At 69.9% G+C, this 26015-nt stretch carries 26 protein-coding genes; 14 read left to right on the top strand and 12 right to left on the bottom strand.

Annotated elements, in window-relative coordinates; translation table 11 throughout:
• Positions 1-2: 2 nt before the first annotated feature.
• From IFR14_RS14000 to IFR14_RS13980, 5 genes are read right to left on the bottom strand one after another with little or no spacing between them, the layout of a single operon-like run.
• Entirely contained in the window at positions 3-1310 is a 1308-nt protein-coding gene (locus IFR14_RS14000; RefSeq protein ID WP_191941443.1) for a DUF58 domain-containing protein, read from the bottom strand.
• Positions 1311-2300, bottom strand: coding sequence for an AAA family ATPase (locus tag IFR14_RS13995; protein ID WP_124769645.1), 990 nt, complete (start codon positions 2298-2300; stop codon positions 1311-1313).
• Positions 2297-3514, bottom strand: coding sequence for a DUF4350 domain-containing protein (locus IFR14_RS13990; protein ID WP_191941442.1), 1218 nt, complete (start codon positions 3512-3514; stop codon positions 2297-2299). The genes IFR14_RS13995 and IFR14_RS13990 overlap by 4 nt, the downstream gene beginning before the upstream one ends.
• Entirely contained in the window at positions 3511-4179 is a 669-nt protein-coding gene (locus IFR14_RS13985; protein ID WP_124769643.1) for a DUF4129 domain-containing protein, read from the bottom strand. The genes IFR14_RS13990 and IFR14_RS13985 overlap by 4 nt, the downstream gene beginning before the upstream one ends.
• Positions 4176-5672, bottom strand: a complete 1497-nt coding sequence (locus IFR14_RS13980; protein WP_124769642.1) for a hypothetical protein — start codon at positions 5670-5672, stop codon at positions 4176-4178. Before IFR14_RS13980 ends, IFR14_RS13985 begins: the two co-directional genes overlap by 4 nt.
• 163 nt (positions 5673-5835) lie before the next feature.
• On the opposite strand from IFR14_RS13980, the gene mtrA reads away from it, so the two are divergent.
• The 5 genes from mtrA (at position 5836) to hpf (ending at position 11526) form a co-directional block, all read left to right on the top strand.
• Positions 5836-6519: an MtrAB system response regulator MtrA gene (gene mtrA, locus IFR14_RS13975; RefSeq protein ID WP_064295232.1), complete on the top strand. Its 684-nt coding sequence runs from the start codon at positions 5836-5838 to the stop codon at positions 6517-6519.
• 6 nt (positions 6520-6525) lie between these two features.
• Entirely contained in the window at positions 6526-8217 is a 1692-nt protein-coding gene (mtrB, locus tag IFR14_RS13970; protein WP_124769640.1) for an MtrAB system histidine kinase MtrB, read from the top strand.
• Entirely contained in the window at positions 8210-9943 is a 1734-nt protein-coding gene (locus tag IFR14_RS13965) for an LpqB family beta-propeller domain-containing protein (protein WP_159879333.1), read from the top strand. Before mtrB ends, IFR14_RS13965 begins: the two co-directional genes overlap by 8 nt.
• A 95-nt stretch (positions 9944-10038) precedes the next feature.
• A complete protein-coding gene (locus tag IFR14_RS13960; protein WP_191941441.1) occupies positions 10039-10782 on the top strand; it encodes a ComF family protein in 744 nt (247 codons plus the stop codon).
• A 99-nt stretch (positions 10783-10881) separates the two neighbouring features.
• Entirely contained in the window at positions 10882-11526 is a 645-nt protein-coding gene (gene hpf / locus IFR14_RS13955; protein WP_064295235.1) for a ribosome hibernation-promoting factor, HPF/YfiA family, read from the top strand.
• Here hpf and IFR14_RS13950 read toward each other — a convergent pair.
• On the bottom strand, positions 11501-12121 hold the full coding sequence (locus IFR14_RS13950) for a PadR family transcriptional regulator (RefSeq protein ID WP_124769637.1): 621 nt from the start codon (positions 12119-12121) through the stop codon (positions 11501-11503). The two genes, hpf and IFR14_RS13950, sit on opposite strands and share 26 nt — an antisense overlap.
• Positions 12122-12347: 226 nt before the next feature.
• Here IFR14_RS13950 and secA point away from each other — a divergent pair, with 226 nt between their 5' ends.
• Positions 12348-15176, top strand: coding sequence for a preprotein translocase subunit SecA (gene secA, locus IFR14_RS13945; protein WP_191941440.1), 2829 nt, complete (start codon positions 12348-12350; stop codon positions 15174-15176).
• Between the two features lie 94 nt (positions 15177-15270).
• Here secA and IFR14_RS13940 read toward each other — a convergent pair whose 3' ends face one another.
• Entirely contained in the window at positions 15271-15771 is a 501-nt protein-coding gene (locus IFR14_RS13940) for an Rv3235 family protein (protein WP_194718995.1), read from the bottom strand.
• 147 nt (positions 15772-15918) lie between these two features.
• Here IFR14_RS13940 and IFR14_RS13935 point away from each other — a divergent pair, with 147 nt between their 5' ends.
• Positions 15919-16509: a hypothetical protein gene (locus IFR14_RS13935; protein ID WP_191941439.1), complete on the top strand. Its 591-nt coding sequence runs from the start codon at positions 15919-15921 to the stop codon at positions 16507-16509.
• A gap of 33 nt (positions 16510-16542) precedes the next feature.
• On the opposite strand, the gene IFR14_RS13930 is transcribed toward IFR14_RS13935, so the two are convergent.
• Positions 16543-16839: a helix-turn-helix domain-containing protein gene (locus IFR14_RS13930; protein WP_079707250.1), complete on the bottom strand. Its 297-nt coding sequence runs from the start codon at positions 16837-16839 to the stop codon at positions 16543-16545.
• Between the two features lie 189 nt (positions 16840-17028).
• Between IFR14_RS13930 and IFR14_RS13925 the strand changes: the two genes are divergently transcribed.
• The 4 genes from IFR14_RS13925 (at position 17029) to IFR14_RS13910 (ending at position 21132) form a co-directional block, all read left to right on the top strand.
• Positions 17029-17685: a hypothetical protein gene (locus tag IFR14_RS13925; RefSeq protein WP_139382579.1), complete on the top strand. Its 657-nt coding sequence runs from the start codon at positions 17029-17031 to the stop codon at positions 17683-17685.
• Positions 17685-18950 (top strand): AAA family ATPase, encoded by a 1266-nt coding sequence (locus IFR14_RS13920; RefSeq protein WP_124769634.1) that lies wholly within the window; start codon positions 17685-17687, stop codon positions 18948-18950. The genes IFR14_RS13925 and IFR14_RS13920 overlap by 1 nt, the downstream gene beginning before the upstream one ends.
• Before the next feature lie 209 nt (positions 18951-19159).
• On the top strand, positions 19160-19495 hold the full coding sequence (locus tag IFR14_RS13915; RefSeq protein ID WP_085513359.1) for a histone-like nucleoid-structuring protein Lsr2: 336 nt from the start codon (positions 19160-19162) through the stop codon (positions 19493-19495).
• A 137-nt stretch (positions 19496-19632) separates the two neighbouring features.
• Positions 19633-21132 carry a sensor histidine kinase gene (locus IFR14_RS13910; protein WP_079002802.1) on the top strand — a complete coding sequence of 500 codons (1500 nt, stop codon included), beginning with the start codon at positions 19633-19635 and terminating at the stop codon, positions 21130-21132.
• Between the two features lie 77 nt (positions 21133-21209).
• Here IFR14_RS13910 and IFR14_RS13905 read toward each other — a convergent pair whose 3' ends face one another.
• Complete coding sequence (locus IFR14_RS13905; RefSeq protein ID WP_056012627.1) at positions 21210-21458, bottom strand: WhiB family transcriptional regulator; 249 nt, start codon at positions 21456-21458, stop codon at positions 21210-21212.
• Between the two features lie 193 nt (positions 21459-21651).
• On the opposite strand from IFR14_RS13905, the gene IFR14_RS13900 reads away from it, so the two are divergent.
• Positions 21652-22077, top strand: coding sequence for a hypothetical protein (locus tag IFR14_RS13900; RefSeq protein WP_124769633.1), 426 nt, complete (start codon positions 21652-21654; stop codon positions 22075-22077).
• 38 nt (positions 22078-22115) lie between these two features.
• Here the strand turns inward: IFR14_RS13900 and bcp are convergent, their stop codons facing one another.
• Genes bcp through aroA form a run of 3 tightly spaced genes read right to left on the bottom strand, consistent with a single transcriptional unit; the run spans position 22116 to position 25024 of the window.
• Entirely contained in the window at positions 22116-22595 is a 480-nt protein-coding gene (gene bcp / locus IFR14_RS13895) for a thioredoxin-dependent thiol peroxidase (RefSeq protein WP_124769632.1), read from the bottom strand.
• 13 nt (positions 22596-22608) lie between these two features.
• Positions 22609-23670, bottom strand: coding sequence for a ribosome small subunit-dependent GTPase A (gene rsgA, locus IFR14_RS13890; protein ID WP_191941438.1), 1062 nt, complete (start codon positions 23668-23670; stop codon positions 22609-22611).
• 4 nt (positions 23671-23674) lie between these two features.
• The gene (gene aroA / locus IFR14_RS13885; protein ID WP_191941437.1) at positions 23675-25024 is read right to left on the bottom strand and encodes a 3-phosphoshikimate 1-carboxyvinyltransferase; all 1350 of its coding nucleotides are present in this window, start codon (positions 25022-25024) and stop codon (positions 23675-23677) included.
• A 43-nt stretch (positions 25025-25067) separates the two neighbouring features.
• Here aroA and IFR14_RS13880 point away from each other — a divergent pair, with 43 nt between their 5' ends.
• Together IFR14_RS13880 and IFR14_RS13875 are read left to right on the top strand one after the other, a co-directional pair.
• Positions 25068-25757, top strand: coding sequence for a sigma-70 family RNA polymerase sigma factor (locus IFR14_RS13880; RefSeq protein ID WP_079707243.1), 690 nt, complete (start codon positions 25068-25070; stop codon positions 25755-25757).
• Positions 25754-26005 carry a zf-HC2 domain-containing protein gene (locus IFR14_RS13875; protein ID WP_079707242.1) on the top strand — a complete coding sequence of 84 codons (252 nt, stop codon included), beginning with the start codon at positions 25754-25756 and terminating at the stop codon, positions 26003-26005. The genes IFR14_RS13880 and IFR14_RS13875 overlap by 4 nt, the downstream gene beginning before the upstream one ends.
• Positions 26006-26015: the final 10 nt, after the last annotated feature.

The following is a 26015-nucleotide window of genomic DNA, read 5'->3' as shown; positions in this document are numbered from 1 at the left end:
GGCTAGAGCCGACCGGAGGCCTTGAGCGCGATGTAGGCGTCGGCGAGCGCCGGGGGGAGGGTCTCCGGCGAACCGGTGACGACGTCGGCCCCGAGCTGTCTGATCGCCGCCGACACGCGTTCGATGTCCAGCAGGGCGCGTTCGGCCGCAGCGGCGCGGTAGACGGTCTCGCGGTCGCCGCGGTCGCGCGTGGCCTCGAGGGTCGCCGGGTCGACGACGCTCGTCACGACGACCGTGTGGCGCTGCGTGAGCTGGGGGAGGACGGCGAGGAGCCCGCGCGCGGCCCCGGGGGCGTCGATCGAGGTCTGCAGGACGACGAGGGCGCGCTGGTTCGTGATCTGCCTGACCTGGCCGGGGACGGCGTCCCAGTCGGTCTCGATGAGTTCCGGGTCGACGAGCGCCATCGCATCGACCATCCTGGAGAGGAGTTCGGCGCCGGTCGCCCCCTGGACGCGACCACGCACGCGACGGTCGTAGGCGAGATAGTCGATGCGGTCGCCTGCTCTCGTGGCGAGCGCGGCCAGGAGGAGCGCGGCTTCGAACGCGGTGTCGATGCGCGGCTCGTCGGCGATGCGCGCGGCGGAGGTGCGGCCGGTGTCGGTGACGATGACGACCCGGCGGTCGCGCTCTGGCCGCCAGGTGCGGATCATGACGTCGCCGCGTCGTGCCGTGGCACGCCAGTCGATCGAACGGACGTCATCACCTCGCACGTATTCGCGGAGGGAGTCGAACTCGGTGCCCTGACCGCGGACCATGACGCTCGTCGCGCCGTCGAGCTCGCGGAGGCGTGCGATCCGGCTCGGGAGGTGCTTCCGGGAGTTGAACGCCGGCAGGACCCGGAGGTGCCCGGCGCTGTTCAGCGTCGCCTGTCGAGCCAGGAGACCGAGCGGACCGAACGACCGCACCGTGACCTGGGACACCCGTCGCTCGCCCCGACGGAACGGGGTGAGCACCAGGCTGACGCTCCGTCGCTCCCCGGGCGGGAGGTCGACGCGGAGCCGCCCGGTGGGTGCGCCGGCCGACGGCTGCCAGGCGTCGCGCACCAGCGCCCGGACGCGGCGACCTCCGCGGTTGGTGAGGAAGAGGGTGCTCGTCGCCGAGTCACCGAGCCTGACCCGGGACGGCAGCTGCCGCTGCAGGACGATGTCCCGAGGCGAACCGGCGACCACGAGGTCGAGCGCTCCGAGCGCGGCGGCGAGCACGAGCCACGCGATGAACGCCGGAGCTGCGTCGCCCGTGAGCACGCCGAGCACCACGATCGGCACGATGCCGAACGCGACGAGCGCGACGAACCTCCCGGTGACGGCCATCTAGATGGGCACCTGCACCTGCTGCATGATCGAACGCAGGATCGCGTCGACCGAGACACCCTCGAGCTCGGCCTCGGGCCGCAGCTGCATGCGGTGGCGCCACACCGGGAGGACCATCGTCTGCACGTGGTCGGGGGTGATCGACTGGTAGCCGCTCAGCCAGGCCCAGGCCTTCGCCGACGCGAGGAGGGCGGTCGTCCCTCGAGGGCTGACCCCGAGCCGGACGGACGGGCTGCGCCGAGTGGCGCGCGCGAGGTCGACGATGTAGGCGAGGACGTCGGCGCTGGCACCCACGCGTCCGACCTCGAGCTGCGCCGCCCGCAGATCGGCCGCGCCCATGACCGGCCTGACACCCGCGGCCGTGAGGTCGCGCGGGCTGAACCCGGCGGAATGCCGTCGGAGCACCTCCACCTCGACGTCGCGTTCGGGCACGTCGAGGACGAGCTTCAGCAGGAAGCGGTCGAGCTGCGCCTCCGGGAGCGTGTAGGTGCCCTCGTACTCGATCGGGTTCTGCGTGGCGGCCACGATGAACGGGTCCGGGAGTGGGAGCGAACGGCCGTCGACGCTGACCTGGCGCTCCTCCATCGCCTCCAGCAGGGCGGACTGGGTCTTCGGGGGTGTGCGGTTGATCTCGTCGGCGAGCAGGATGTTCGTGAACACCGGGCCCTCGCGGAACTCGAACTCGCCGGTCTTGGCGTCGTAGACGAGCGAGCCGGTGACGTCGCCGGGCATGAGGTCGGGCGTGAACTGCACGCGCTTCGTGTCCAGACTCAGCGCGTGGCTGAGCGATCGGACGAGGAGCGTCTTCGCGACGCCGGGCACACCCTCGAGGAGCGCGTGGCCCTTGGCGAGGAGCGCGATGACGAGCCCGGTGACGGCGGCGTCCTGACCCACGACGGCCTTGCCGACCTCGACGCGGACCTGGGCGAGGGCTCGCCGGAGGTCGTCGGGGTGCGGTGCGGTGGATCCTGGCACGGGGGCGTCGGTCATGGATGGTTCCTTCCGGTGAGGTCCGTGGCGCGCGCGACGGCGGCTTCGAGATCGAGCAGGTGATCGGACAGGGAGACGAGGTCGGCGTCGCTCGTCGGTACGGCGTCGAGCAGGACGGACCGCACGTGCCGAGGATCGAGTCCGGCGAGTCCGGCGACCGTGTCGGCGACCTCGACGACCGAGGCGTGGCGGGAGAGGCCTGCGGCGACCGCGAGGCGGGACACGGTGCCGATCCGCAGCGCGTCGAGCGCCCGCTGACGGTTGCCGGACCGCTGGTAGAGGCGTGCGCGCCCCTCCATCGTCTCGCTCGCGCGGACCGCGACGGGCAGGTCCTCGATGACGAGCGGGCCGAAGCGTCGCCCGCGCCAGAACATGGCCAGGATCGCCGTGACGACGACGGTGCCGGTGACTCCGGCGACCCAGCTCGGCGTCAGCTCGTCGAGGCTCGGGGGACCGGTGACCGGCACGTCGGCGAGGCTCGGCAGGTACCAGACCAACTGCTCGGTGGAGCCGAGCAGGCCGAGCGCCAGGGCGGCGTTCCCCGCCCGGTCGATGACATCGTTCGTCAGGGCGTCGGCCGAGCCGAGCAGCACCCGTGCGCCGTCCGCCTGCGTCACGACCGCGCTCCCGCCGCTGTCGGCCGTGAAGCAGCCGTCGGCGTCAGCGTCGGTGGTCGTGTACAGCGTCCAGCCACCGGTGACCGTCCCGGCCCGCTCGGCGGTGGGGTCGCCGCAGTCGGACGACAGGACGTCGGTGGCATCCGAGCTGCCCGCGAACGAGACGCCGGGGAACAGGGTGCGGAGCGCCGCGGCTCGCGGGGTGACGACGACGAGTCCGGCGTCGGCGTCGCCCAACCGCTCGAGCTGCGAGGCGTCGAGCAGTCCGCTGGGATCGAACAGGAGGACGGTGCTGTCGGTGTCCTCGACCGCCTCGAGTGTCGCGTCGAGCGTGGTGGTCTCCGTCACGGTGACGCCCTCCTGGCGGAGCACCTGCGCGAGCGCGCGGCCGCCGTTCGGGGTCTGGTTTCCGGGGCTGAGCAGCGCCGCGTCGATCGATGCGCCTCGCGTGGCGAACATGAGCACGAGGGCGATCCCGACCGCGAAGACCGCCGCGACGATCCAGAACCGGTTCCGCCGCAGCCGGGTTCGCAGCCGAGGCGTGGCGACGTCGGGCTCGGGCTCCCGCTGCACCGTGGGCTTCGTCGTGAGCGTCACCGGACCAGCTCCTCGGGGTCGGCGAGCAGCTGCGGCGCGGCGGCGGAGAGCCGGGCGTCGAGCGCTTCGAGCTCACGGTACTGTGCCTCGGTGCCCGTCGCCTCGAGGTAGCGGACGGCGTCGAAGACGTCCGCGGCCTCCGCGAGCGCCCGCCCGTCCTGCGGGAACGCGGCCGCCGCCCGGGCGGCGAAACCGTGCGCCGTCGTGCCGGGGGTGACCACGACGATCGTCCGCTCGGACAGTCCGCGAGCGATCGCCCGGTACAGCTCCTGGAGCGCGAGAGTCCAGTCGCCGGCCGCGGCGGCGGTCCTCGCGTCCTGGCGCAACCGATCGGCGGTCCGATCGTCGCGTTCGCCGAAGAGGTCGAGCTGACGGGCGCTCCGTCGGTTGAGGCGGGGGACGCCCCACACGATGAACGCGATGACGATTCCGACGACGACCACGGTCATCGCGATGATCGGGAACAGGCCAGTGAAAGGGCCCTCACCCGGCACCCGGAGGGAGTTCACCCAGTCCCAGAACGCCTTCGAGACGATGTCCCACAACGTCGGTTGCGCTGTCTGGTACTCGGGCTTCGACAGCTCACGCTGCAGGAGGTCCCGGGCGCCCGGTGCGTCAGGGACGAGCGGGACGTCGAGGCGCGACGCGAGGAACAGTGGGCTCATCGGGTCGCTTTGCCTCCGGCGGCGGCGACGTCGAAGGGGTTGTCGACCGTCTCGCGACCGCCGGCGCGCGCCTCGACGAACCGCGCGAGGTCGAGGTCGAGCCCCTCCTTGCGCATCCGCAGGTCCACATAGATGACCGCCGACGTGGCACTGATGACGACGACCGTGATCGCACCGATGATGACGGAGACGAGCAGGGAGAGGCCCTGCGCGGCGATGGTGGCGACGATCATGGTCGCCTCCGAGTCCACCCCGACGAACAGCACGGGGACGAGACTGGCGAGCAGGCTGATCGGGGTCGCGACGACCTGCGACGCGACACTGACGACCGAGGAGACGAGGAACTGGACGCCGAAGGTCCGCCAGAAATAGCCGTCGGTCAGGCGCCAGGAGCGAGCGAGCGAGGCGAAGACCTTGCCGTTCTCGAGGACGATGATGCTCGGTGTGAGGGAGAACTTCGTCCCGAGCCACACGGAAGCGGCGATCAGGACGAGCAGTGCGCCGATGCCCATGACCACCGTCAGGGCCACGCCCGCGGTCCCGCCGAGACCGGTCAGCACGAATCCGAGGCCCACCGCGACGGCGATGAACACCGTCACGACACCGATCAGGAGGAAGGTGTAGCCGATGAGCGGCAGGAACCGCGCCTTCGTGCGCCGCCAGAGCACGCCGAGCGGCAATTTCTCGCCGAGGGTGCCGCGAGCGACCTCTTGCGCGATGATCCCCTGCAGGATCGCGCTGCCGGCGATCGAGACCGCCACCGGGATGAGGAAGGACAGGATGATGGCCGTGATCGCCCCGGCGCTGATGGCGTCCTCCTCGCCAGGGGCCGCCTGCGACAGCCGGCTCAACGAGAGCCAGGTGACGACGCCGACGATGACGAGGGAGAGGACGGCGGTGAGACCCTGCAGCAGGAGGGCGCTGCCGAACGTGGCCTTCGGGTTGCGTCGCAGGACAAGGAAGGGGGCGCCGAACAGGTCGCTGAAGGACAGTGGCCGGAGCGGGATGAGCCCCGGCTTCGGCGGTGGTGCCCATCCCTGCTGGGGACCCGGGGCCCAGGACGCGCCGGTCGCGTACGGGTTCGCGTCGTAGGCGGCGGTCGGAGCCGAGGGAGGGGTCCCGTACCCGGGCTGCTGAGCCTGGGGGTAGGGCTGGGTGTACCGGGGCTGGACCTGCTGCGGGTACGGCTGCTGGCCGTATCCCGGCTGTGGGTACGCCGCCTGCGCCGGATACGCGGGCTGTTGCGGGTGTCCCTGCTGCGGCGGGTACCCGGGCTGCTGCTGGTATCCCTGCTGCGGCGGGTACCCGGGCTGCTGTGGGGCTCCCTGCGGCGGCGGCGGATAGCCGGGCTGCTGTGGATGCCCCTGATGCAGTGGCAGCGGCTGCGGTGTCGCCTGCTCCGGCGCCACCGGCTGTCGTGGCCCCTGCGGGGTCGCCCACGGGTTCGGATCCTGATCGCCCATCTCGCCCCCGGCTCGCTGTTCCGTGTCCATCAGCAACACCCCCTCGCCGTCTCGAACCCCTCCATGTTGTCACACCGAGCCTGCCCGCGACCGGCGGTTCGGCGGTTCCCCTGGACACTTCGACTACGCTGAGGCGAGACGTAAGGACACCGGTCAGGCAGCGCGGCCGGCCGGTCACACCCGAGACGGAGCTATGAACGCACGCATTCTCGTCGTCGACGACGACACCGCACTCGCCGAGATGATCGGCATCGTGCTGCGCACCGAGGGCTTCGAGCCGTCGTTCTGCGCGGACGGGGGCGGCGCGCTCCAGGCGTTCCGCGACACCAAGCCCGACCTCGTCCTCCTCGACCTCATGCTCCCGGGGATCGACGGGATCGAGGTGTGCCGCCTGATCCGTCAGGAGTCCGGTGTCCCGGTCATCATGCTGACCGCGAAGTCCGACACCGCGGACGTGGTGAAGGGGCTCGAGTCCGGCGCCGACGACTACATGGTGAAGCCGTTCAACCCGAAGGAGCTCGTCGCCCGGATCCGCACGCGGCTGCGCGCGCCGGCCGCCGACCTCGCGGAGACCCTCCGCATCGGCGACCTCACCGTGGACGTCGCGGGCCACGAGGTCCGTCGCGCCGACGGGGTCATCGGGCTCACGCCGCTGGAGTTCGACCTCCTCCTCGCACTGGCGAGCAAACCCCAGCAGGTGTTCACCCGCGAGATGCTGCTCGAACAGGTCTGGGGATACCACTACAAGGCCGACACCCGACTCGTGAACGTCCACGTGCAGCGGCTCCGCGCGAAGGTCGAGGAAGACCCCGACAACCCGAAGATCGTCATGACGGTGCGTGGCGTCGGATACCGCGCCGGCGCGGTCACCGGCTGATCCGACATGGCCTCCCGACTCGCCGGCTGGGCGGCCGACTGGCGGCTGTGGCGGAGGTGGCCGCAGCAGGTGCGCTCGCAGTGGCGGCGCTCGCTGCAGTTCCGGACGGTCGCCATCACGGTCGGCCTCTCGGGACTCGCCATCCTCCTGACCGGTGCCTACCTCTCGTTCAGCATCGGCAACGATCTCTTCCAATCCCGACTGCAGCAGGCGCTCGGCGGCTCCGGTCGTGCCATCGCGTCCGCGCAGAGCATCCTCGACGCGTCGGACGCCAGCGAGCGCGTCGCCCTCCAGCAGCTCATGGGGACCGTGCGGACCGATCTCCAGACGACCTCCGGCAGCAGCCTCATCGCCGCCTACCGGGCTCCCGGGCAGGACCCCAGCCAGGTCACGCCTCCGGGCTTCGAGTCGCCGGGGCTGGGAGGGGGTGTCATCTCGGACGCGCTCAGTGAGGCGGTCCGGGCCGACCCGGACACCCTCCAGTGGCAGTCGGTGACCCTCACATCCGCCGACGGCTCGACCACCGCCGGCATCGTCGTCGGTTCCATGGTGTCGATGCCGACCGCGGGGTCATACGAGATCTATCTGGGCTTCGACCTGAGCGACTCGGAGCAGACGCTCGGCTTCGTCCAACGGACGCTCTTCCTCGCGGGCGTCGGCCTCATGATCCTCGTCGGTGGTGCCGCGTGGTTCATCGTCCGCTTCGTGGCGACACCGATCCGGTTCGCAGCCGAGACGAGTCAACGTCTGGCCGGCGGCGACCTGGACGTGCGGATGCCCGAGAAGGGCGAGGACGAGCTCGCCATCCTCGCCCGCTCCTTCAACGGGATGGCCGCCAGCATGCAGAAGCAGATCAAGGAACTCGCGGAGCTCTCGCTCGTGCAGCAGCGGTTCGTGTCGGACGTCTCGCACGAGCTGCGCACGCCCCTGACGACCATCCGCCTGGCCGGCGACGTGCTCTACGACCAGCGCGACTCCTTCCCACCGGCCACCGAGCGGACGGCCGAGCTCCTCCACGACCAGGTCGGGCGGTTCGAGATCCTGCTGGCCGACCTGCTGGAGATCAGCCGCTACGACGCCGGCAGCATCGAACTCGAACTGGAACCGACGAGTCTCGTCCATCTCGCGGAGGAGGTCGTGGAGGAGCTCCGCCCGCTCGCGGAGCCGACCGGTTCGGATCTCCGGATCGTCGCACCGGGTGGCTACTCGGCGGTCCCGATGGACCCGCGGCGCATCCGGCGGATCGTGCGCAACCTCGTCGGCAACGCCATCGAGCACGGCGAGGGCAAACCGATCGTGGTGTCGGTGGACAGCAACGAGTCCTCGGTCGCGATCGCGGTACGCGACTACGGCCAGGGCATGACGCGTGAGGCCACCGAGCGCGTGTTCGACCGCTTCTGGCGCGCGGACCCGTCCCGCAAGCGCACCATCGGCGGCACCGGGCTCGGACTCGCGATATCCCTCGAGGACGCGGTCCTGCACGAGGGGTGGCTGGAGGTCTGGTCGGAGCCCGCCGCCGGCTCGTCCTTCCGCCTCACCATCCCACGCGAACCCGGGACGGAGATCGTCCGCTCGCCCATCAGCCTGCCGCCCGACGATGCGATCGAGTCCATCGTCGACGAGCTCACCGCGCCGACGACCCGCTCACTCCCGACCGTGCGATCGGCGGACGACGACAAGGAGGATGCTCGTGGTTGACGTCCCCGCACGATCGCCGAGACGACGATCCGCAGTACGTCGGATCGCTGCGGCGGCGCTGCCGATGCTCCTCGTGGTGGTGCTCAGCGCCTGCGTGGGCATCCCGCGGGGCGGTTCCGTGCAGGACGGCGGAACGGTCGAGGGGGACGGCGGCGACGTCGACGTCAACTTCATCGCGCCGGGTCCCGCCGAGGGGGCGACGCCGGAGCAGATCCTCCGGGGCTTCATCGACGCCGCCGCGAGCCCGCAGAACAACTACGAGATCGCGCGCGAGTTCCTCGCACCCGCGCTCCGGTCCGACTGGGATCCCGACGCCGGAGTGACCATCGACCAGGGCGGCCGCACGTTCGCCCCGGTCGCCGACACGGTGCAACTCACCGTCAGCCCCGTCGCGGCGGTCGACGACCGGGGTGAGTACCGCGAATCGGGGAACTCGTCGCCACTGAGCTGGACCTACTCCTTCGAGCAGGTGCGGGGGGAGTGGCGGATCGCGGCCGCTCCGCCGGGCATCGTCCTCGAGTCATCGACCTTCGCCGACGTCTTCGCGGCCTACTCACTGAGCTACTTCGACCCGAGTTTCACCCGACTCGTCCCCGACCAACGTTGGTTCCCCTCGCGGGCGTCGACCGCGACGAGGATCGTGGGGGCGCTGCTCGACGGACCGGCGGAGTGGCTGAAGGGCGCGGTGGCGACGGCGTTCCCCGAGGGGACCTCGCTCACGAGCGACGCCGTTCCGGTCGAGGCCGGGACCGCGCGCGTGGACCTGACCAAACCGGCCCTGCAAGCGGACGCGGTCACCCTCCAGCGGATGCAGCTCCAGCTGAGCAGCAGCCTCGTGCAGCTGTCCGGCAGCGTCGGCGGGGTGGCCGCCGTCTCGAACGTCGCGATCACCGTCGTCGGCAATTCCACGCAGACGGTCTCGCCGCTGTCGCTCGCCGCACCGCGGGTCGACCCCCGGGCACTCGTCCAGCGCGGGGACGAGTTCGGCTTCGCCTCGGGGAACCGGCTCGAGGCCGTGCCGGGGATCTCGACGGCGGTCGTGGCGGCCGGGGCCGACGCGGCCGTGTTGTCCGCCGACCATGACCAGGCCGCGGTCCGTTCCGCCGCCGGTGTCACGGTGATCCAGGCCGACGGCGACATCCGGCTCGTCGACAACCGCCCGGGACTCCTTCCGCCGACGATGGACCCGTTCGGCTTCACCTGGACCGTGCCGGCGGCGGCGCCGTCCGCGCTGCTCGCGCACGACGCCGCGGGTGGCACGGTGCAGGTCGCGACGAGTTGGACCGGCGCGTCCACGATCGATTCGATCCAGGTGTCCCGGGAGGGTACTCGCCTCGTCGCGCTGCTCCGGGACGGGACGCAGTCGCGGCTCGTGGCCGCCGCGATCATCCGCGGTGACCGGAACGCGCCGTTGCGACTCGGCGATCCCGTCGAGCTCCGCGTCATGTCCACGGAGGCGACGACCGTCACCTGGGTAGACGACATCACCGTCGCCGTCCTGCTGGGCGGCGGTGACGGGACGACGATCGTCACGCAACAGATCGGCGGCCGCTCCGCGCCCGTACCGAAGCTCGCGGACGTCACGAACCTGGTCGGGGGCAACGGACCGACGCAACTGCGGGCCCTCACGAGTGACGGTCGGCTGCTGTTGCCCCGTGGGTCGAGCTGGCAGGAGGCGGGCAGCGACGTCCGGTTCATCGCGACCCAGCTGGGGTCGCCCGACTGAGTGAATGCGCTCCACAGCGCGTTCGGAGTGCCGAAGCCGTCTGCGTCTCGGACGATGCGCCACCGGACGCGCCGCGTGGGCGCGACCATCGGATGATGCGATCCTCGTCGAGTCGAAGCACGCCCCTCGCTCATGCCCGCGAGGCCTGCCTGGACGCATGGGCCCTCGTGGTCCCGGTCACGTGCGCCGGATGCGGTGCGCCGGACCGCGGGCTGTGCGACGACTGCCGCGGGCGTCTGGTCCGACCGGCGGCCCCCGACGACGACGCCCTCCTCGTGCGGTGGAACGGTGCGGACGGTACCCCCGGTCTCGCCGCCCGTCGCTACGACGAGTTCGTCGGCGCCATCCTCCTCGCCTACAAGGAGGATGCCCGGACCGGCCTCGTCCGACCGCTGGCCGCCGCACTCGAACCGGCGTTCCGGTCCGCCGTGCTCGAGGCGAGCCGGGCGATGGGCGGCGTCTCGCCGGAGATCGCGACGATCCCGGCCAGACGACGCGCCGCCCGCGATCGGGGCTTCCACCCGGTGGAGCAGCTCGTGCGCCGGCTCGGCGCCAGACCGTCGCGCCCGCTGCGATGGGCGCGGGAGCCCGCCGACCAGCGGGACTTCGGCCGGGCGGAGCGTCTCGAGAACCTCGCCGATGCCCTGGTCGCGCCACGGCGGCTCGACGGGCGCCGCTTCCTGCTCGTGGAGGACGTCGTCACGACGGGCGCCACCGTCGGGGAAGCGGTCCGGGCGATGCACGACGGCGGTGGCCTCGTCGTCGGCGTCGTGGCCCTCGCCAGGGTCGGACCGCGAACGGACGGCGGGTCACGAGGCCGGAAGATGAACGTTCCCTGAACACCGCTGATGACTTCCGCAGGCTCGGGCACTACGGTTGCAGAACGGCGTGAAAGGACCGCCCGGGACCGGGTGGTCAGCCGGATGAGGAGGTCGAACGTGGATATCAACATCGTCGGACTTGGACTCGGCATCACCGATCGGTTCCGCGAGTACGCGACCGAGAAGGCGGAGAAGGTCGCCCATCTGGTCGAGCAGGCGCAGTCGCTCGACATCAAGGTGTCCCGCCATCACGACGCCAACGGACGCAAGGGCGAGGACCGCGTCGAGCTGACGCTCGTCGGCCCCGGACCATTGGTCCGTGCGGAGTCGACCGGCTCCGACAAGTACGTGGCCTTCGATCTCGCGATCGCGCGGATGCTCGAGCGCGTCCGCCGCTCGAAGGACCGCAAGAAGGAGCACCGCGGCAAGCACCGCACCTCCCTGCACGCCGCCAGCAGCGAGGGGTTCAGCGGCGTCGACATCACGCCTGCCGCGCCGGAGCTGCTCGAGCAGGTTGCGACCGGCAGCGTCGCGACGCTGACCCACGAGGACGAGGAGCAGGAGGCGTACTCGCCCGTCGTCATCCGCACGAAGGAGTTCCCCGCGGAGTGGATGAGCGTCGAGGACGCCGTCGACCGCATGGAACTCGTCGGCCACGACTTCTTCCTGTTCATCGACGCCTCGTCGGAGCGGGCGAGCGTCGTGTACCGCCGCAAGGGCTGGGACTACGGCGTGATCAGCCTCGAGGACGGCTCGAACTAGCGTCCTGCACCCCGACCGACGCGGTCGCCCGGTTCGCCGGGCGGCCGCGTCGTGGCATGTCGGTGGCGACGTCGAAGACGGCGTCGTGTACCCGCAGGCGTGCCGAGGTCACCTCGAGCCAGTCGAGCTCGGCCAGGGAGCGTCGCCGTCTGGCTTCGAGCCCGATCCACGCGATGTCACCCTGCGGCGTCGGGGGGAGCGTCGACAGATCCTCGTCGAGCTGCTGCACGAGATCGAGCGCCCACGCGCGTTGGACGGCGATGACCCCGAACACGTCGACGCCGTCGAGTGACGCCGCGAGGGCGACCTTGTTCGGGAGTTCGTCTCGCGAAGCGCTGGCCGCGACGGGTGTCGCCCACCAGCGTTCGAGGACGTCGCGCCCGTCGGCGGTGATGCGGTAGAAGACATGCCCCTGCGCATCCACGGCGGCCCGCTCGACGAGCCTGTCCCGCTCGAGACGATCGAGGGTCGCATAGGCCTGGCCGACGTTGAGCGGTGTGTCGGGTGTCGTCCGCCGGTCGAACTCACCGCGCAGACGGTACCCGTAGTCGTCGCCGAGCGCGAGGATCGCGAGCAGACCGTGCTTGACCGACATCGAACCTCCATGAAATACCTACGCCGTAGGTGTCGCCAGCCTAGTGACCCGTCCGGCCCGCGCTGCGGCGGCGCTCCGTCGACATCCGTCCGCCCCTCGATACACAGCGTCCACTCAAGGGACTCCCCGCTAACATGTTCAGAGGACTGCCCCGTTCTGGTGCACCCCGTCCGTCCCGGTCAGTCGACCAGGACGGAGATCAGGAACACGTAATGGAGAGCAATTCGTGGCCTCACCACTTGAGAAGATCCTTCGCGTCGGCGAAGGTCGCATCCTCCGGAAGCTGACCAGCCTCACGAAGGCGGTCAATGCCCTCGAGGACGACTTCACGGAGTTGAGCGACGAGGAGCTGAAGAGCGAGACCGTCGAGCTGCGCGAGCGCTTCGAGAACGGCGAGACCCTCGACGACCTCCTCCCCGAAGCCTTCGCCGCGGTGCGCGAAGCTGCACGCCGCACGATCGGCATGCGCCACTTCGACGTCCAGATCATGGGTGGCGCCGCGCTGCACCTCGGCAACATCGCCGAGATGAAGACCGGTGAGGGCAAGACGCTCGTCGCGACCCTCCCGGCCTACCTCAACGCCATCGCCGGCAAGGGCGTGCACATCGTCACGGTGAACGACTACCTCGCGTCGTACCAGTCGGAGATCATGGGGCGCGTCTTCCGCGCGCTCGGCATGACGACCGGCGTGATCGTCGAGGGTCAGACGCCGGAGCAGCGCCGCGAGCAGTATGCGGCCGACATCACCTACGGCACGAACAACCAGTTCGGGTTCGACTACCTCCGCGACAACATGGCGTGGCAGGCCAAGGACATGGTCCAGCGCGGTCACTTCTTCGCCGTGGTCGACGAGGTCGACTCCATCCTCATCGACGAGGCACGGACCCCGCTCATCATCTCCGGGAAGGCCTCCGGCGAGGCGAACCGCTGGTTCCAGGAGTTCGCCCGGCTCGCGGTGCGACTCGAGCCCGGTGAGGACTTCGAGGTCGACGAGAAGAAGCGCACCGTCGGCGTGCTCGAGCCCGGCATCGAGAAGGTCGAGGACTACCTCGGCATCGACAACCTCTACGAGTCCGCCAACACCCCGCTCATCTCCTTCCTGAACAACGCGATCAAGGCCCGCGCGCTCTTCAAGAAGGACAAGGACTACGTCGTGATGAACGGCGAGGTGCTCATCGTCGACGAGCACACCGGTCGCATCCTGGTCGGACGTCGCTACAACGAGGGCATCCACCAGGCGATCGAGGCCAAGGAGGGCGTGGCCGTCCAGGCCGAGAACCAGACCCTCGCGACCGTGACGCTCCAGAACTACTTCCGTCTCTACGAGAAGCTGTCCGGCATGACCGGTACGGCTGAGACCGAGGCGGCGGAGTTCATGTCGACGTACAAGCTCGGCGTCGTCCCGATCCCGACCAACCGCCCGATGCAGCGCATCGACCAGTCGGACCTCGTGTACAAGAACGAGGAGGCGAAGTTCGCGCAGGTCGTCGAGGACATCGTCGAGCGCCACGAGCAGGGCCAGCCGGTCCTCGTCGGCACGACGAGCGTCGAGAAGAGCGAGTACCTGTCGAGGCTCCTCGCCAAGAAGGGCGTCAAGCACGAGGTCCTCAACGCGAAGAACCACGCGCGTGAGGCCGCGATCATCGCCCAGGCCGGTCGACTCGGCTCGGTCACCGTCGCCACCAACATGGCCGGTCGTGGAACCGACATCATGCTCGGCGGCAACGCCGAGTTCCTCGCCGTCGCGGAGATGAACGCCAAGGGTCTCAGCCCGATCGACACCCCCGAGGAGTACGAGGCCGCGTGGGACGAGGTCTTCACCGAGGTGAAGGCCGCGGTCAAGGAGGAGGCCGACAAGGTCATCGACGCCGGCGGACTCTACGTCCTCGGTACCGAGCGCCACGAGTCGCGCCGCATCGACAACCAGCTGCGCGGTCGCTCCGGCCGTCAGGGTGACCCCGGCGAGAGCCGGTTCTACCTGTCCCTCACCGACGACCTCATGCGCCTCTTCAACGCCGGAGCCGCGGAGAGCCTCATGGGGCGCCAGAACGTGCCGGACGACCTCGCGATCGAGTCGAAGATCGTCAGCCGCGCGATCCGCAGCGCCCAGTCGCAGGTCGAGGCGCGGAACGCGGAGATCCGCAAGAACGTGCTCAAGTACGACGACGTCCTCAACCGGCAGCGCGAGGCGATCTACTCCGACCGCCGCCACATCCTCGAGGGCGACGACCTCCACGATCGCGCACAGCAGTTCCTGGAGAGCGTCGTCGACGACGTCCTCGACGAGCACACCGGCGAGGGCAACGGCGACGACTGGGACTTCGACGCACTCTGGGTCGAACTGAAGACGCTCTACCCCGTCGGCCTGACGATCGACGAGGTCGTCCAGGAGGCGGGGACGAAGGGGCGGATCAACCGCGACTTCATGCGGCGCGAGATCCTCTCCGATGCCAAGCTCGCGTACACCAACCGCGAGGAGTCGCTCGGTGCCCCGGCGATGCGCGAACTCGAGCGCCGCGTCGTCCTCCAGGTGATCGACCGCCGCTGGCGCGACCACCTGTACGAGATGGACTACCTGAAGGACGGCATCGGTCTGCGGGCCATGGCGCAGCGCGACCCGCTGGTCGAGTACCAGCGCGAGGGCTACGCGATGTTCCAGCAGATGATGGGGCAGATCCGCGAGGAGAGCGTCGGCTTCCTCTTCAACCTCGAGGTCGAGGTCGCCGGCGAGGTCGATGCGGGCACCGCTGCACCGGCGATCACGGCCAAGGGCCTGACGCAGGAGACCCCCGACACCGAGAAGCTCAGTTACTCCGCTCCGAGTGAGCAGGGTGGGGTCGAGGTCCGCAACCAGCGCGGGCAGATCGAGAAGGCGGCCACCGAACGCGCACAGCGGCTCCAGCAGACGAACCGTCCCGCCGGCGATGCGGCTCCGGCGACGAAGGCCGCCCCGGCCGCGAAGGCGTCGCGTGGGGCCTTCGGTCAGCAGTCCGAGGCGCCTGCGGCTGCTCCGAGCAACCGTTCGGACCGTCGCAAGCAGGGCAAGAAGAAGTAGGCCCACGCCGGCACGAACGGGAGCCCTCCGGACCATGGTGACATCGGTCCGGAGGGCTCCCGTCTGTCGGTTGCGGGCGGATGTGCAGCGGCGGTCAGAGCACGCTCACCGAGGTCGCCCGCCAGCGGCCGTCCAAGCCCTCCAGCCGGATGGCCACGGCTCGGGACCGTGCTCGTCCGTGGACGATGACCACGGACTCGACGACGCCGTCGCGTGGCTCGGAGACGGTCACGGTGCCGATGGAGACGGCCGGCACGGTGCCCGGGACGCCGCGGACGCGTCGTGCCCGTTCGGCGAGGATCACGCGCTTCAGCAGGACGGTGTGCACGTCGGCGGTGATCCACCGCGCGAGCTGCGTGAGGTCCCGGGCTCCCGCGATCACCTCGATCACGCTCCGTGTGAGGTTCTCGAGCAGCGGTCGCGGATCAGGGAGTTCGGCTCGGGGCGCCGGTTGGGGCGCGAAGTAGTCGTCCGCACCGGTGCGCGCTGCCGCCCGCACCTCCGGCGTGCGTCGCTCGGGGAGCGGAGGCGCCGGCCGGAGGCGAGCCGTGCGTGCTTCGGGCTCGTCGTCGTCGTGCCGGGCAACGGTGCTCATGGGGCCTCCGAGGGGTGAGCGGCCGCCACGAGTCGGGCGACCAGAATCTGACATGTCACACTCATCATGTCAGTTCCCTGGTGTCCAGGACCAGGGGTCTGTGGAGAACGCAGGACGTCGCCGCCCTCTGCGCACTACCGTCGGCGTATGCGTTGGGACAGCCTGTTCGACGATCTCGCCGGTCAGCTCGACGACGAGCTCGCCGTCGACGACGACGCCCTCCGCATCGAGGCCGAGCGGCTTCGGCGCGGGCGTCTCACGCTCCGCGAGCGGCTGGTCGCCCTCTGCGGCGACGCCGACGCACCAGGACCGCTCGTCGTCGAACTCGTCGACGGGACGACCTGGCGGCTGCGGGTCCGGAGCATCGGGAAGGACTGGATCCAGGCCGAATCCGGTACCCCGGGCGGCCGGGAGGTCGTCGTCCCGCTCGATGCCATCGCGGCGGTCGCCATGACGCAGACCCAGATCGATTGGAGTCTCGACGACGTCGCGGTCCGCGAACCGCGACTGCTCGACCGCCTCACCGTCTCGTTCCTGCTCCGTGATCTGTGCCGACGCCGTGCAGCAGTGATCGTGCGGACCCGGACGGGGAGCTGGACGGGCACGGTCGACCGGGTGGGCCGCGACCATCTGGATCTGGCCGTCCACGAGCCAGGGTCGCCGCGCCGCAGCCGGAGCATCGAGCAGATCCGCGTCATCGTGCTCGCTGAGGTCGTCGTCGTCGAGCGTGCCGCCTGAGGCGGCGCGTCGGACGCTTGCCGGAACCGGGGCTCAGCCGAGGGGCGGCACGGGCCGGAGCATCGGGGCGCCGGTGAACTCGGCGAGTTCGGTGAGCTGGGCCTGGTGCCAGAGGCCTGCACGACGTGCCTCCTCGTACTGACCGCTGATGAAGGCTTCGAGTGCCGGGAACTCGATGCGCCACGGTCCGCTGCGCCCGATCCGGATGGCGGGCAGCTCACCGCTCGAGATGAGCTCGGCCACGTGCTGGGCCGAGACGTTCAAGACCTCGGCCGTATCGGCGACGGTGAGGAAGCGACCGAGCGGGGCCGCATCGCGCTGCGATTCCATTCCTCGATTATCCTCTCGCGCGGGCGGCGTCCGCCGGGCTGTGGATAACTTCGGCGCGATGTCCGGAGCCCGGGCAGCATGGGACCGGAGGCGGCGCACGGGGTGCCCATGAAGGAGGAGACGGTGCGGGGAATCGAGCGGGGACACGGATCGGAGTCGGGAGGAGCGCGAATCGACGGCGGGGAGCGCATGACCGACCGTCTCGCCGGACTGCGTCATGGTGTCGGCGGACGGCAGGTGTCCCGGTCGCGCATCTGGGTGGACCCACGCTTCCTGGTGGGCCTCATGCTGGTGGTCGCGTCGATCCTGGGAGTGTGGTGGCTCGTCACGACCTCGAGTCGGACGACCCCGGTGTATGCGGCGTCCGAGACGCTGACGCCCGGAACACGGCTCGACCGCTCCTCACTCCAGGTGATCGACGCACGTCTGGGGTCGGTCGAGGGCGGGTACCTCGGAGCTGGAGCGGCACCGCCGCCGGGGATCGTCGTCACGCGGACGATCGCAGCGGGGGAGCTCGTGCCGCTCGACGCGCTCGGCGAGGCGAGCGCCGTCGGCGTGACCACGCTCGTCGTCGAACCGGCCGGACGGCTCGGCGCCGACATCGTGCCGGGGACCGTCGTCGACCTCTGGGCGGCCGCGCCGGACGGCGACGGGTACGGTGTCCCGGAGGTGCTGGTCTCGGCCGCGACCGTCGTCCGGGTCGGCGAGGACGAAGGGCTCCTGTCGGGCCGTGGTTCGGTCGCCCTCGAGCTCGCGGTCCCGCGCTCCGCCGTCGCGACGGTGCTCTCGGCGACGGCGGCGGCGCACCTGCTGTCCGTGGTCCCCACCGAGCCCGGCGAACGCTGATGCTGCGCGTCGGACTCGCCCTCGATCCACGGGTCGAGGGTGAGATCCTCGCGACGATGCTCGACCTCGGACACCGCGTCGCCTGGCGCTGTCACGACGGCGCCGAACTCGAGGAGCGCGTCGGCGCCGGCACGCCCGTCGACGTGCTGCTCGTGTCACCCGGGGCCGACCGCCTGCGCGCCGAACTCATCGACCTCGCGGACCGCGTGGGCACGAGGGTCGTGGCGCTCGCGTCCGGCGAGTCCGAACGGCGCCATGCGGCTGGGCTCGGTCTCGTCGACATCGTCCTCCTGCCGGTCGATCCCGAGGAGCTCGATCGGAGCATCGCGCCGCTCGACCTCGGCGGCGACAGCCCTCGTCCGGTCGCCCAGGCCGCAGGGCGGGTCATCGCCGTGTGGGGTGCGGCCGGGTCGCCCGGCACGACCACCGTCGCCGCAGGCATCGCCAGTGAGCTCGCTGCGCGCGGCCGCCGGGTCGTCCTCATCGATGCGGACACCTACGGGTCATCCGTCGCGGCCATGCTCGGCCTCCTCGACGAGGCACCCGGGTTCGCCGCGGCCTGCCGACTGGCCGGAAGTGGGGCGCTCGACATCGAGCAGCTCGAGCGGATCGCGGTCGTCCATCCGTCGCCGTCCGGCGCGTTCCGGGTCCTGACCGGCATCTCGCGCGCGGCACGCTGGACGGAACTGTCGACGGAACGCGTCGCGACGACCATCGAACGGTGCCGGGCGTGGATGGACGACATCGTGATCGACACGGCGTTCTGCCTGGAGGCGGACGAGGAGATCTCGAGCGACCTGTTCGCGCCCAGACGGAACGGCGCGGCGTTCGCCGTCCTCGGGTCCGCAGACCGGGTGGTCGAGGTCGGTGCGGCAGACCCGGTCGGGGTCACGAGGCTGCTCCGCGGCCACGCGGAACTCGTCGAACTCGTCGACCCGTCGCGCATCTCGGTGGTGGTGAACCGGCTGCGTGGCGTCGCGCTCGGTACCGGCCCGGCCGGTCAATTGGCGTCCACGCTCTCCCGCTTCGGCGGGATCGAGGCGGCCGCGCTCCTGCCGGAGGACCAGCGGGTGGTGGACGCCGCGGTGATCGCGGGGAGGAGCTTCCGCGACCAGGCCCCGCGCGGGGCGCTGCCCGTCGCGTTGCGGCGGTTCGTGTCCACCCTCCTCGACCAGGAGCCGGCGCCGGTGCGCGACCGCTCGCGGCGCTCGGCGGGTGGAGCACGCGGGCGTCGTGCGCGGAGTCGGTCACGCCGAGCGGAATAGTCTCGACAGATTCACTCAATACAATTGGGTGATCAACCGAATATGCATTGGCTCGCCGATATATGCATCTGCATTCTTCTCCGAAGCATCGCTATCCGTTGGGTGATGAATTACTTCGGTATCGTGTCGGTATTCAAATTCGCTTGATGGTGTTCGATATGATCGGATAACCGTCGGACCCACCACGGATATCTTCAGGAGGACCCCCCATGGCTCAGAAAGTCATCACCACATACATCGACGATCTCGACGGCAGCGAACTCGCTTCCGGTGCAGGAGAGACCGTCCGGTTCGCGATCGACGGAACCGAATACGAGATCGATCTCGGGGCAGACAATGCGAAGAACCTCCGCGAGTCGCTGAAGCCTTATATCGGAGCCGGACGCCCGGTCAAGCGTGGGCGCCGCACCTCGAGCACCAGCACCCGTAACAGCGCCGAGAACCTCGCCGCGATCCGCGAGTGGGCCGCGAAGAACGGGCACGCCGTGTCGTCGCGCGGACGCATCCCTCAGGCGGTCCAGGACGCCTACCGCGCAGCCAACTGACATCACGTCCGGCGACGGCGCTCAGCGGCCCCCCACGCGCCGCTGAGCGCCGTCGCCGTTCCACGCCTGCCTGACCAGTGGTCGTCAGGGCAGGCTCGGCGCACTCGGTGTCGGCCGGCCGAGCCTAGACTGGAATCGTGTCGACGCTCAGTGATCTCGTTCTCGCCCAGGGCCGCTCCAGTGCGGCCGACGTGGAGTGGCTGCACATGCTGCTCGCGGACAGCCAACTCCTCGCGGATCTGGCGTTCGCCGATATCGTCATCTGGGTACCGACCGATTCCGGCAGTTTCATAGCGGTCGCGCATTCGCGTCCGTCGAGTGCCGCGACACTCTTCTATCGCGACTTCGTCGGGCAATCCATCAAGCAGGAATGGCGCAAGCAGGTCACCGACTGTTTCGAGAGTGGACGGATCATCGAGTCGTCCGCACCGGACTGGTACGAGGAGACCCCGACCAGGGTTCGTGCCGTACCCGTCGCCCGGCGGATATCTCCGACCGAGACGACCAATGCCGACGGACCGATCGCGGTCATCACCCGCCACACCAATCTCGGTGAGGCTCGGACGCCCAGCCGCCAGGAACTCACGTTCAACGACTGCGCGAGCGACCTGTTCGAGATGATCGCGGTCGGCGACTTCCCGGATCTCGGAGCGCCGACCGGACCGCGCCGGGGCGCGCCGCGCGCGAGCGACGGCCTGATCCGTCTCGATGTCGACGGCACCGTCACCTTCGCGAGCCCCAACGCGCTCTCGGCCTTCAACCGGATCGGATTCGCCGAGGAACTCGAGGGCGAGTCGCTCGCGGACGTCACGACCCATCTGCTCTCCGGGACGGGGACCGTCACCGTCGACGAGTCCCTGCCACTCGTCGTCACCGGTCGGGCGCCGTGGCGGACCGACATCGAGGACAAGGGCGTGACGGTCTCCCTCCGGGCGATCCCGTTGCGGAGCCGCGGCGAGCGGGTCGGCGCGATCGTGCTCTGCCGCGACGTCAGCGAACTGCGTCACCAGGAGCAGGAACTCATCACCAAGGACGCGACGATCCGCGAGATCCACCACCGGGTGAAGAACAACCTCCAGACCGTCGCATCGCTCCTGCGGATCCAGGCCAGGCGGACGCACTCGGAGGACGCCCACGACGCCCTCACGCAGGCCATGCGGCGCGTGGCCGCCATCGCGGTCGTGCACGACACGCTGTCCGAGGGGCTCAATCAGAACGTCGACTTCGACGAGGTCTTCGAGCGCGTGCTCCTGCTCATCGCCGAAGTGGCGAGCTCGCACAACACGACGGTCCGCCCGAAGTCCTCCGGCTCGTTCGGCGTGCTCCCGAGCGAGTACGCGACGCCACTCGCCCTCGCGCTCACCGAACTCGTGACCAATGCGGTGGAGCACGGACTCAACGGGCGCGACGGCGACGTGGAGATCACGGCCGATCGCACGGACGAGCTGCTGAGCGTGCAGGTCCGCGACAACGGCGTGGGGCTCCCGGAGGGGAAGGTCGGGTCCGGTCTCGGCACCCAGATCGTGCGGACGCTCATCCAGGGTGAACTGGGCGGGACCATCGACTGGCACACGCTCATGGGGAGCGGAACCGAGGTCACGATCGCGATCCCGATGCGCTGGGTCGCCAAGAGCTGAGGTCCTGGTCCGTCACGAACGGCCGCAGACATGCGAGAACCCCGGGGCCGTTCGGCACCCGGGGTTCTCGTCTGCGATTAGGAGGCGCGGCGAGCGCGAGCAGCGCGACGCTTGAGGGCGCGACGCTCGTCTTCGCTGAGGCCGCCCCACACGCCGGAGTCCTGGCCGGTCTCGAGCGCGTACTGGAGGCAGAGCTCCGTGACACTGCAGGTGGCGCACACGGCCTTCGCCTTGTCGATCTGATCGACCGCCGGACCGGTGTTCCCGACCGGGAAGAACAATTCCGGGTCGACGGTCAGGCAGGCAGCTTTATCGCGCCAATCCATAGGGGAGCTCCTTTTATTGCATGGTGAGATTTCTTCAACCGAGTGAGGGGTCTCGGGAAGCGAAAGCCGAAATGCGAGGGGGATGATCGTCCGGGAATCGGGATCTGTCCACACCCTCGTGGACCTCATGTCGGCCTCAAACATGGTTTCATATCGGTAAGAGCAAATCAATAGTCAAGTTTGGGTGAACCCTGTGAGTACCGATCGAAACGCCGCCTCCGCTCCGAACCCGGGGAGGCGTCGTGAGCCCGCGGTGCTGGCCTTCATCGTCCTGCTCGTCGCCGAGGCGTTGCTCATGATCGGGCTCTCGGCCTGGTTCCTCTTCGAGCTGGTCGCGGCGACGCCGGCCTCGTTCACGAGCGCACTGGCGATCTTCGTGATCCTGCTCATCGCCACGGCGTTCGTCACGGCGCTCGCCCTCGGCGCGATCCGCGGACGGAGCTGGATCCGCGGGGGAGCGGTCACCTGGCAGCTCGTGCAGATCGCCGTCGCCGTCGGCGCGTTCCAGGGGGTCTTCGCGCAACCCGCGATCGGGTGGTTCCTGCTGCTGCCGTCGCTGGCCGTCCTCGGGCTCCTGTTCACGCCCGCGGTCGCCGCCGTGACCCGACGCGAGATCTGAGCGCGACGGGTCGGTCGTGATGGTCCAGCAGCGACGCGTCAGGCGTCGAGGCCGAGGGCCTTGCGGAGGCTCTTCACATGGCCGGTGGCCTTGACGTTGTACCGGGCGAGGGTGAGGGTGCCCGTCTCGTCGATGACGAACGTCGAGCGGAGGACCCCCGTGACGATACGTCCGTACGAGTTCTTCTCACCGTAGGCTCCGTACGCATGGTGGACCGTCAGCTCCGGGTCGCTGAGGAGCGGGAACGTGAGCCCGTCCTCCTCCTGGAAGGCCTTGAGCTTCTCGACGGAGTCCTTCGAGACGCCGAGCACCACGTACCCGGCACCGCCGAGCGATGCGAGGTTGTCGCGGAAGTCGCACGCCTGGGTGGTGCAGCCGGGCGTCATCGCGGCGGGGTAGAAGTAGAGGATCACCCGTCGTCCGGCGAAGTCGGACAGGGACACGCTGGTGCCGTCCTGGTCGGTGAGGGTGAACGCGGGGGCCGGGTCGCCGGCGGAGAGACGGAGTGCTTCAGGCATACCCCAAGCCTAGTCAGGAGTACTGGTCGGCTTTGATCGTCGCGAAGGTCCCCAGCAGCCGCTGGAGCGAGTCGAGGCGTGCCGGGCCGTTCTCCCCGAGTCGTCCCTCGGCGACGGCCTCGATGATCGCGCAGTCGGGCGCGTCGGGCAGATGGGTGCAGCCACGCGGGCACTCGAGGGCGATCTCCGCGAGGTCGGTGAACGACTTCAGGATGTTGGCGGTGTCGACGTGTCCGAGACCGAACGAGCGGACGCCCGGGGTGTCGATGACCCACCCGGACCCTGCGGGCGCCTCGATGCGCAGCGAGACGGTCGAGGAGGAGGTGTGGCGCCCACGCCCGGTGACGACGTTCACATGCCCTGTGGCGCGCTCAGCGGTCGGGACGAGGGCGTTGACCAGGGTGGACTTGCCGACGCCCGAGTGGCCGACGAAGACCGTGTCGTGGCCGATGAGGGCCTCGGTGATCTCGGTGAGCGGGACGTCGTCCTCCCGGCTGCGGAACACGCGCAGGCCGAGCCCGGCGAAGTTCGCGAGGAACTCGTCGGGGTCCTGGAGGTCCGTCTTCGTGATGCAGAGGATCGGGGTGATCCCCGCGTCGTAGGCGGCGACGAGGTAGCGGTCGACGAGTCGGGCCCGAGGCTCGGGGTTCGCGGCGGCGACGACGATGAGCATCTGGTCGGCGTTGGCGACCACGACGCGCTCCATGGCGTCGGTGTCGTCGCCACTGCGGCGAAGCAGCGTCGTGCGCGGCACGATCCGCACGATGCGCGACAGCGTGCCCTCGGCACCCGAGGTGTCGCCGACGACGTCGACCCGGTCGCCGGTCACGATGGCCTGCTTACGGAGTTCACGAGCGCGGGTCGACGTCAGGACGCGCTCCTCGGGCGTGCCTTCGTCGAGGAGCACGGTGTAGCGACCGCGGTCGACCGCGAGGACGCGTGCGGTCAGTGCATCGAGGTGCTCGGGCCGCGTCTTCGTCCGTGGGCGGTTCGCCTTCGGGTTCGGCCGCATCCTGATGCTCGACTCGTCGAGTTCCGGCTCGTCGTCGTCGACGCCGTCGTCCCACCAGCTCATCGGCTCAGCCCCCGAGCATCGCGTGCCACAGTTCGGTGAACTGCGGGAGCGTCTTCGCGGTCGTGGCGACGTTCTCGATGGTGACCCCGGGCACGACGAGACCGAGGATCGCTCCCGTGGTCGCCATGCGGTGGTCATGGTAGCTCGACCACTCGCCGCCGTGGAGGGGGCGCGGCTCGATGCGGAGACCGTCCGGCAGCTCCGTGACGGCGCCACCGAGCTTGTTGATCTCCGTCGCGAGGGCCGCGAGGCGGTCGGTCTCGTGGTGACGGATGTGCCCGATGCCCGTGATGGTCGACGGGCCGTCGGCGAGTGCCGCGAGCGCGGTGAGGGCGGGCGCGAGCTCACCGCCGGTGGTCAGGTCGAGGTCGACCGCGGTGATCCGCTCGCCGCCGGTGACGGTGAGGCGGTCGCCGTCCAGGGTGACCGTCGCGCCGAAGCGGGGCAGGAGGTCCGCCAGGTCGGCACCGACCTGGGTGGTGGAGGTGGGCCAGCCGCGGAGCGTGACGCTTCCGCCGGTGACGAGCGCCGCGGCGAGGAACGGTGCGGCGTTGGAGAGGTCGGGCTCGAGGTCGACGTCGAGCGCGGCGATCGTGCCGGGGGCGACGACCCACTCACCGACGGAGGGCTGTTCCACGGTGACCCCGCGGGCCGCGAGGGCCGCGATGGTCATCTCGATGTGCGGCAGGCTCGGCAGACGCTCGCCCTCGTGGACGAGGTGGAGACCCTGCTCGAAGCGGGCTGCGGCCAGCAGGAGGCCGGAAACGAACTGGCTCGACGACGACGCGTCGATCGTGAGCTTGCCACCCTTCACCGTGCCCGTGCCGTGCACCGTGAAGGGGAGCGCCTTCCGGCCGTCGTCGCTGATGTCGACGCCGAGCGCCTGGAGCGAGCCGATCATGGTGGCCATCGGCCGGTTCCTGGCCGAGGGGTCGGCGTCGAACACGGTCGGCCCGAGGGCGAGGGCGGCCAGCGGAGGAACGAACCGCATGACGGTGCCGGCGAGCCCGCACTCGACGGTCGTGCTGCCGAACAGCTCACCCGGCGTGACGAGCCAGTCCTTGCCGAACGCGCCCGACGCCGGTCGCTCGACGATGGTGGTCCCGAGTGCGCGCAGCGCCTCGACCATGTTGGTGCTGTCCATCGAGTGGAGCGGGGCGCGCAGGAGGGAGGGCCCGTCGGCCAGAGCGGCCAGGACGAGCTCGCGGTTCGTGAGCGACTTCGAGCCCGGGAGCGAGACGGTCGCATCGACCGGACCGCCCGCGACGGGCGCCGGCCAGGCTGCGTCGTCGTGCTCGGGTTCGGCATCGCCGTACACGTCGAAATCTGGTGCGGAATACGGATTGGTCAACATTGGTTCCAACAGTAGTCGGGGTCGAGAGCAGAAGGAGGAGCGGATGTCCACAGCGGTACTGGAACGACCGGTGACGGAGGCCGATCACGGCCGTCTGGCGCTGGCCGTAGACTGGCCGGTGATGACCTCCGTCGACCCAGAAGCCCTTCCGGCCGAGCCGGACCCCCGATCACTGTTCGAAGCACAGGCACTGCCGTTCATCGATCAGTTGTACGGCGCTGCCATGCGCATGACGAAGAACCCGTCGGACGCTCAGGACCTCGTCCAGGAAACGTTCGTGAAGGCCTTCGCCGCGTTCGCGCAGTTCGAACAGGGCACCAACCTCAAGGCGTGGCTCTACCGCATCCTCACGAACACGTACATCAACACGTATCGGAAGAAGCAGCGCGAGCCGTACCAGGGCACCATCGACGACCTCGAGGACTGGCAGTTGGGCGGCGCCGAGTCGATCAGCGCCACCTCCAGCCGCTCTGCCGAGGCCGAAGCGATCGATCACCTGCCGGACAGCGACGTGAAGAACGCGTTGCAGGCCATCCCGGAGGACTTCCGCCTCGCGGTGTACCTCGCCGACGTGGAGGGTTTCGCCTACCAGGAGATCGCCGACATCATGAAAACGCCCATCGGGACCGTGATGAGTCGTCTGCACCGTGGCCGACGACTCCTCCGCGACCTGTTGGCCGACTACGCCGAGTCGCGGGGGTTCACCGTGACGAAGCAGGGGAGCAAGAAATGAGCGACTGCGGCTGCGACAAGGCCAAGAAGGACCTCGAGGAGTACCTCCGTCACGAGGTGTGCACGACCGAAGCGGCAGACATCCGCGAGCACCTCGCGAACTGCCCGGAGTGTCAGAACGAGGCGCTCGTCGCGCAGACCCTCACCGAGGCCGTCCAGCGGGCGTGCAAGGAGACGGCACCCGAAGACCTGAAGAACCAGGTCCTGGCGTCGCTGCGGGCCACCCAGGCCACCCACGAGAGCGCCTGACGACGGACCG

This window comes from Plantibacter sp. CFBP 8775, from assembly GCF_014839505.1.
In the GTDB taxonomy this organism is placed as follows: Bacteria; Actinomycetota; Actinomycetes; order Actinomycetales; family Microbacteriaceae; genus Plantibacter; species Plantibacter auratus.
The sequence above is the reverse complement of the archived record's forward strand: the minus strand, read 5'-3'. Positions and strand labels throughout refer to the sequence as shown.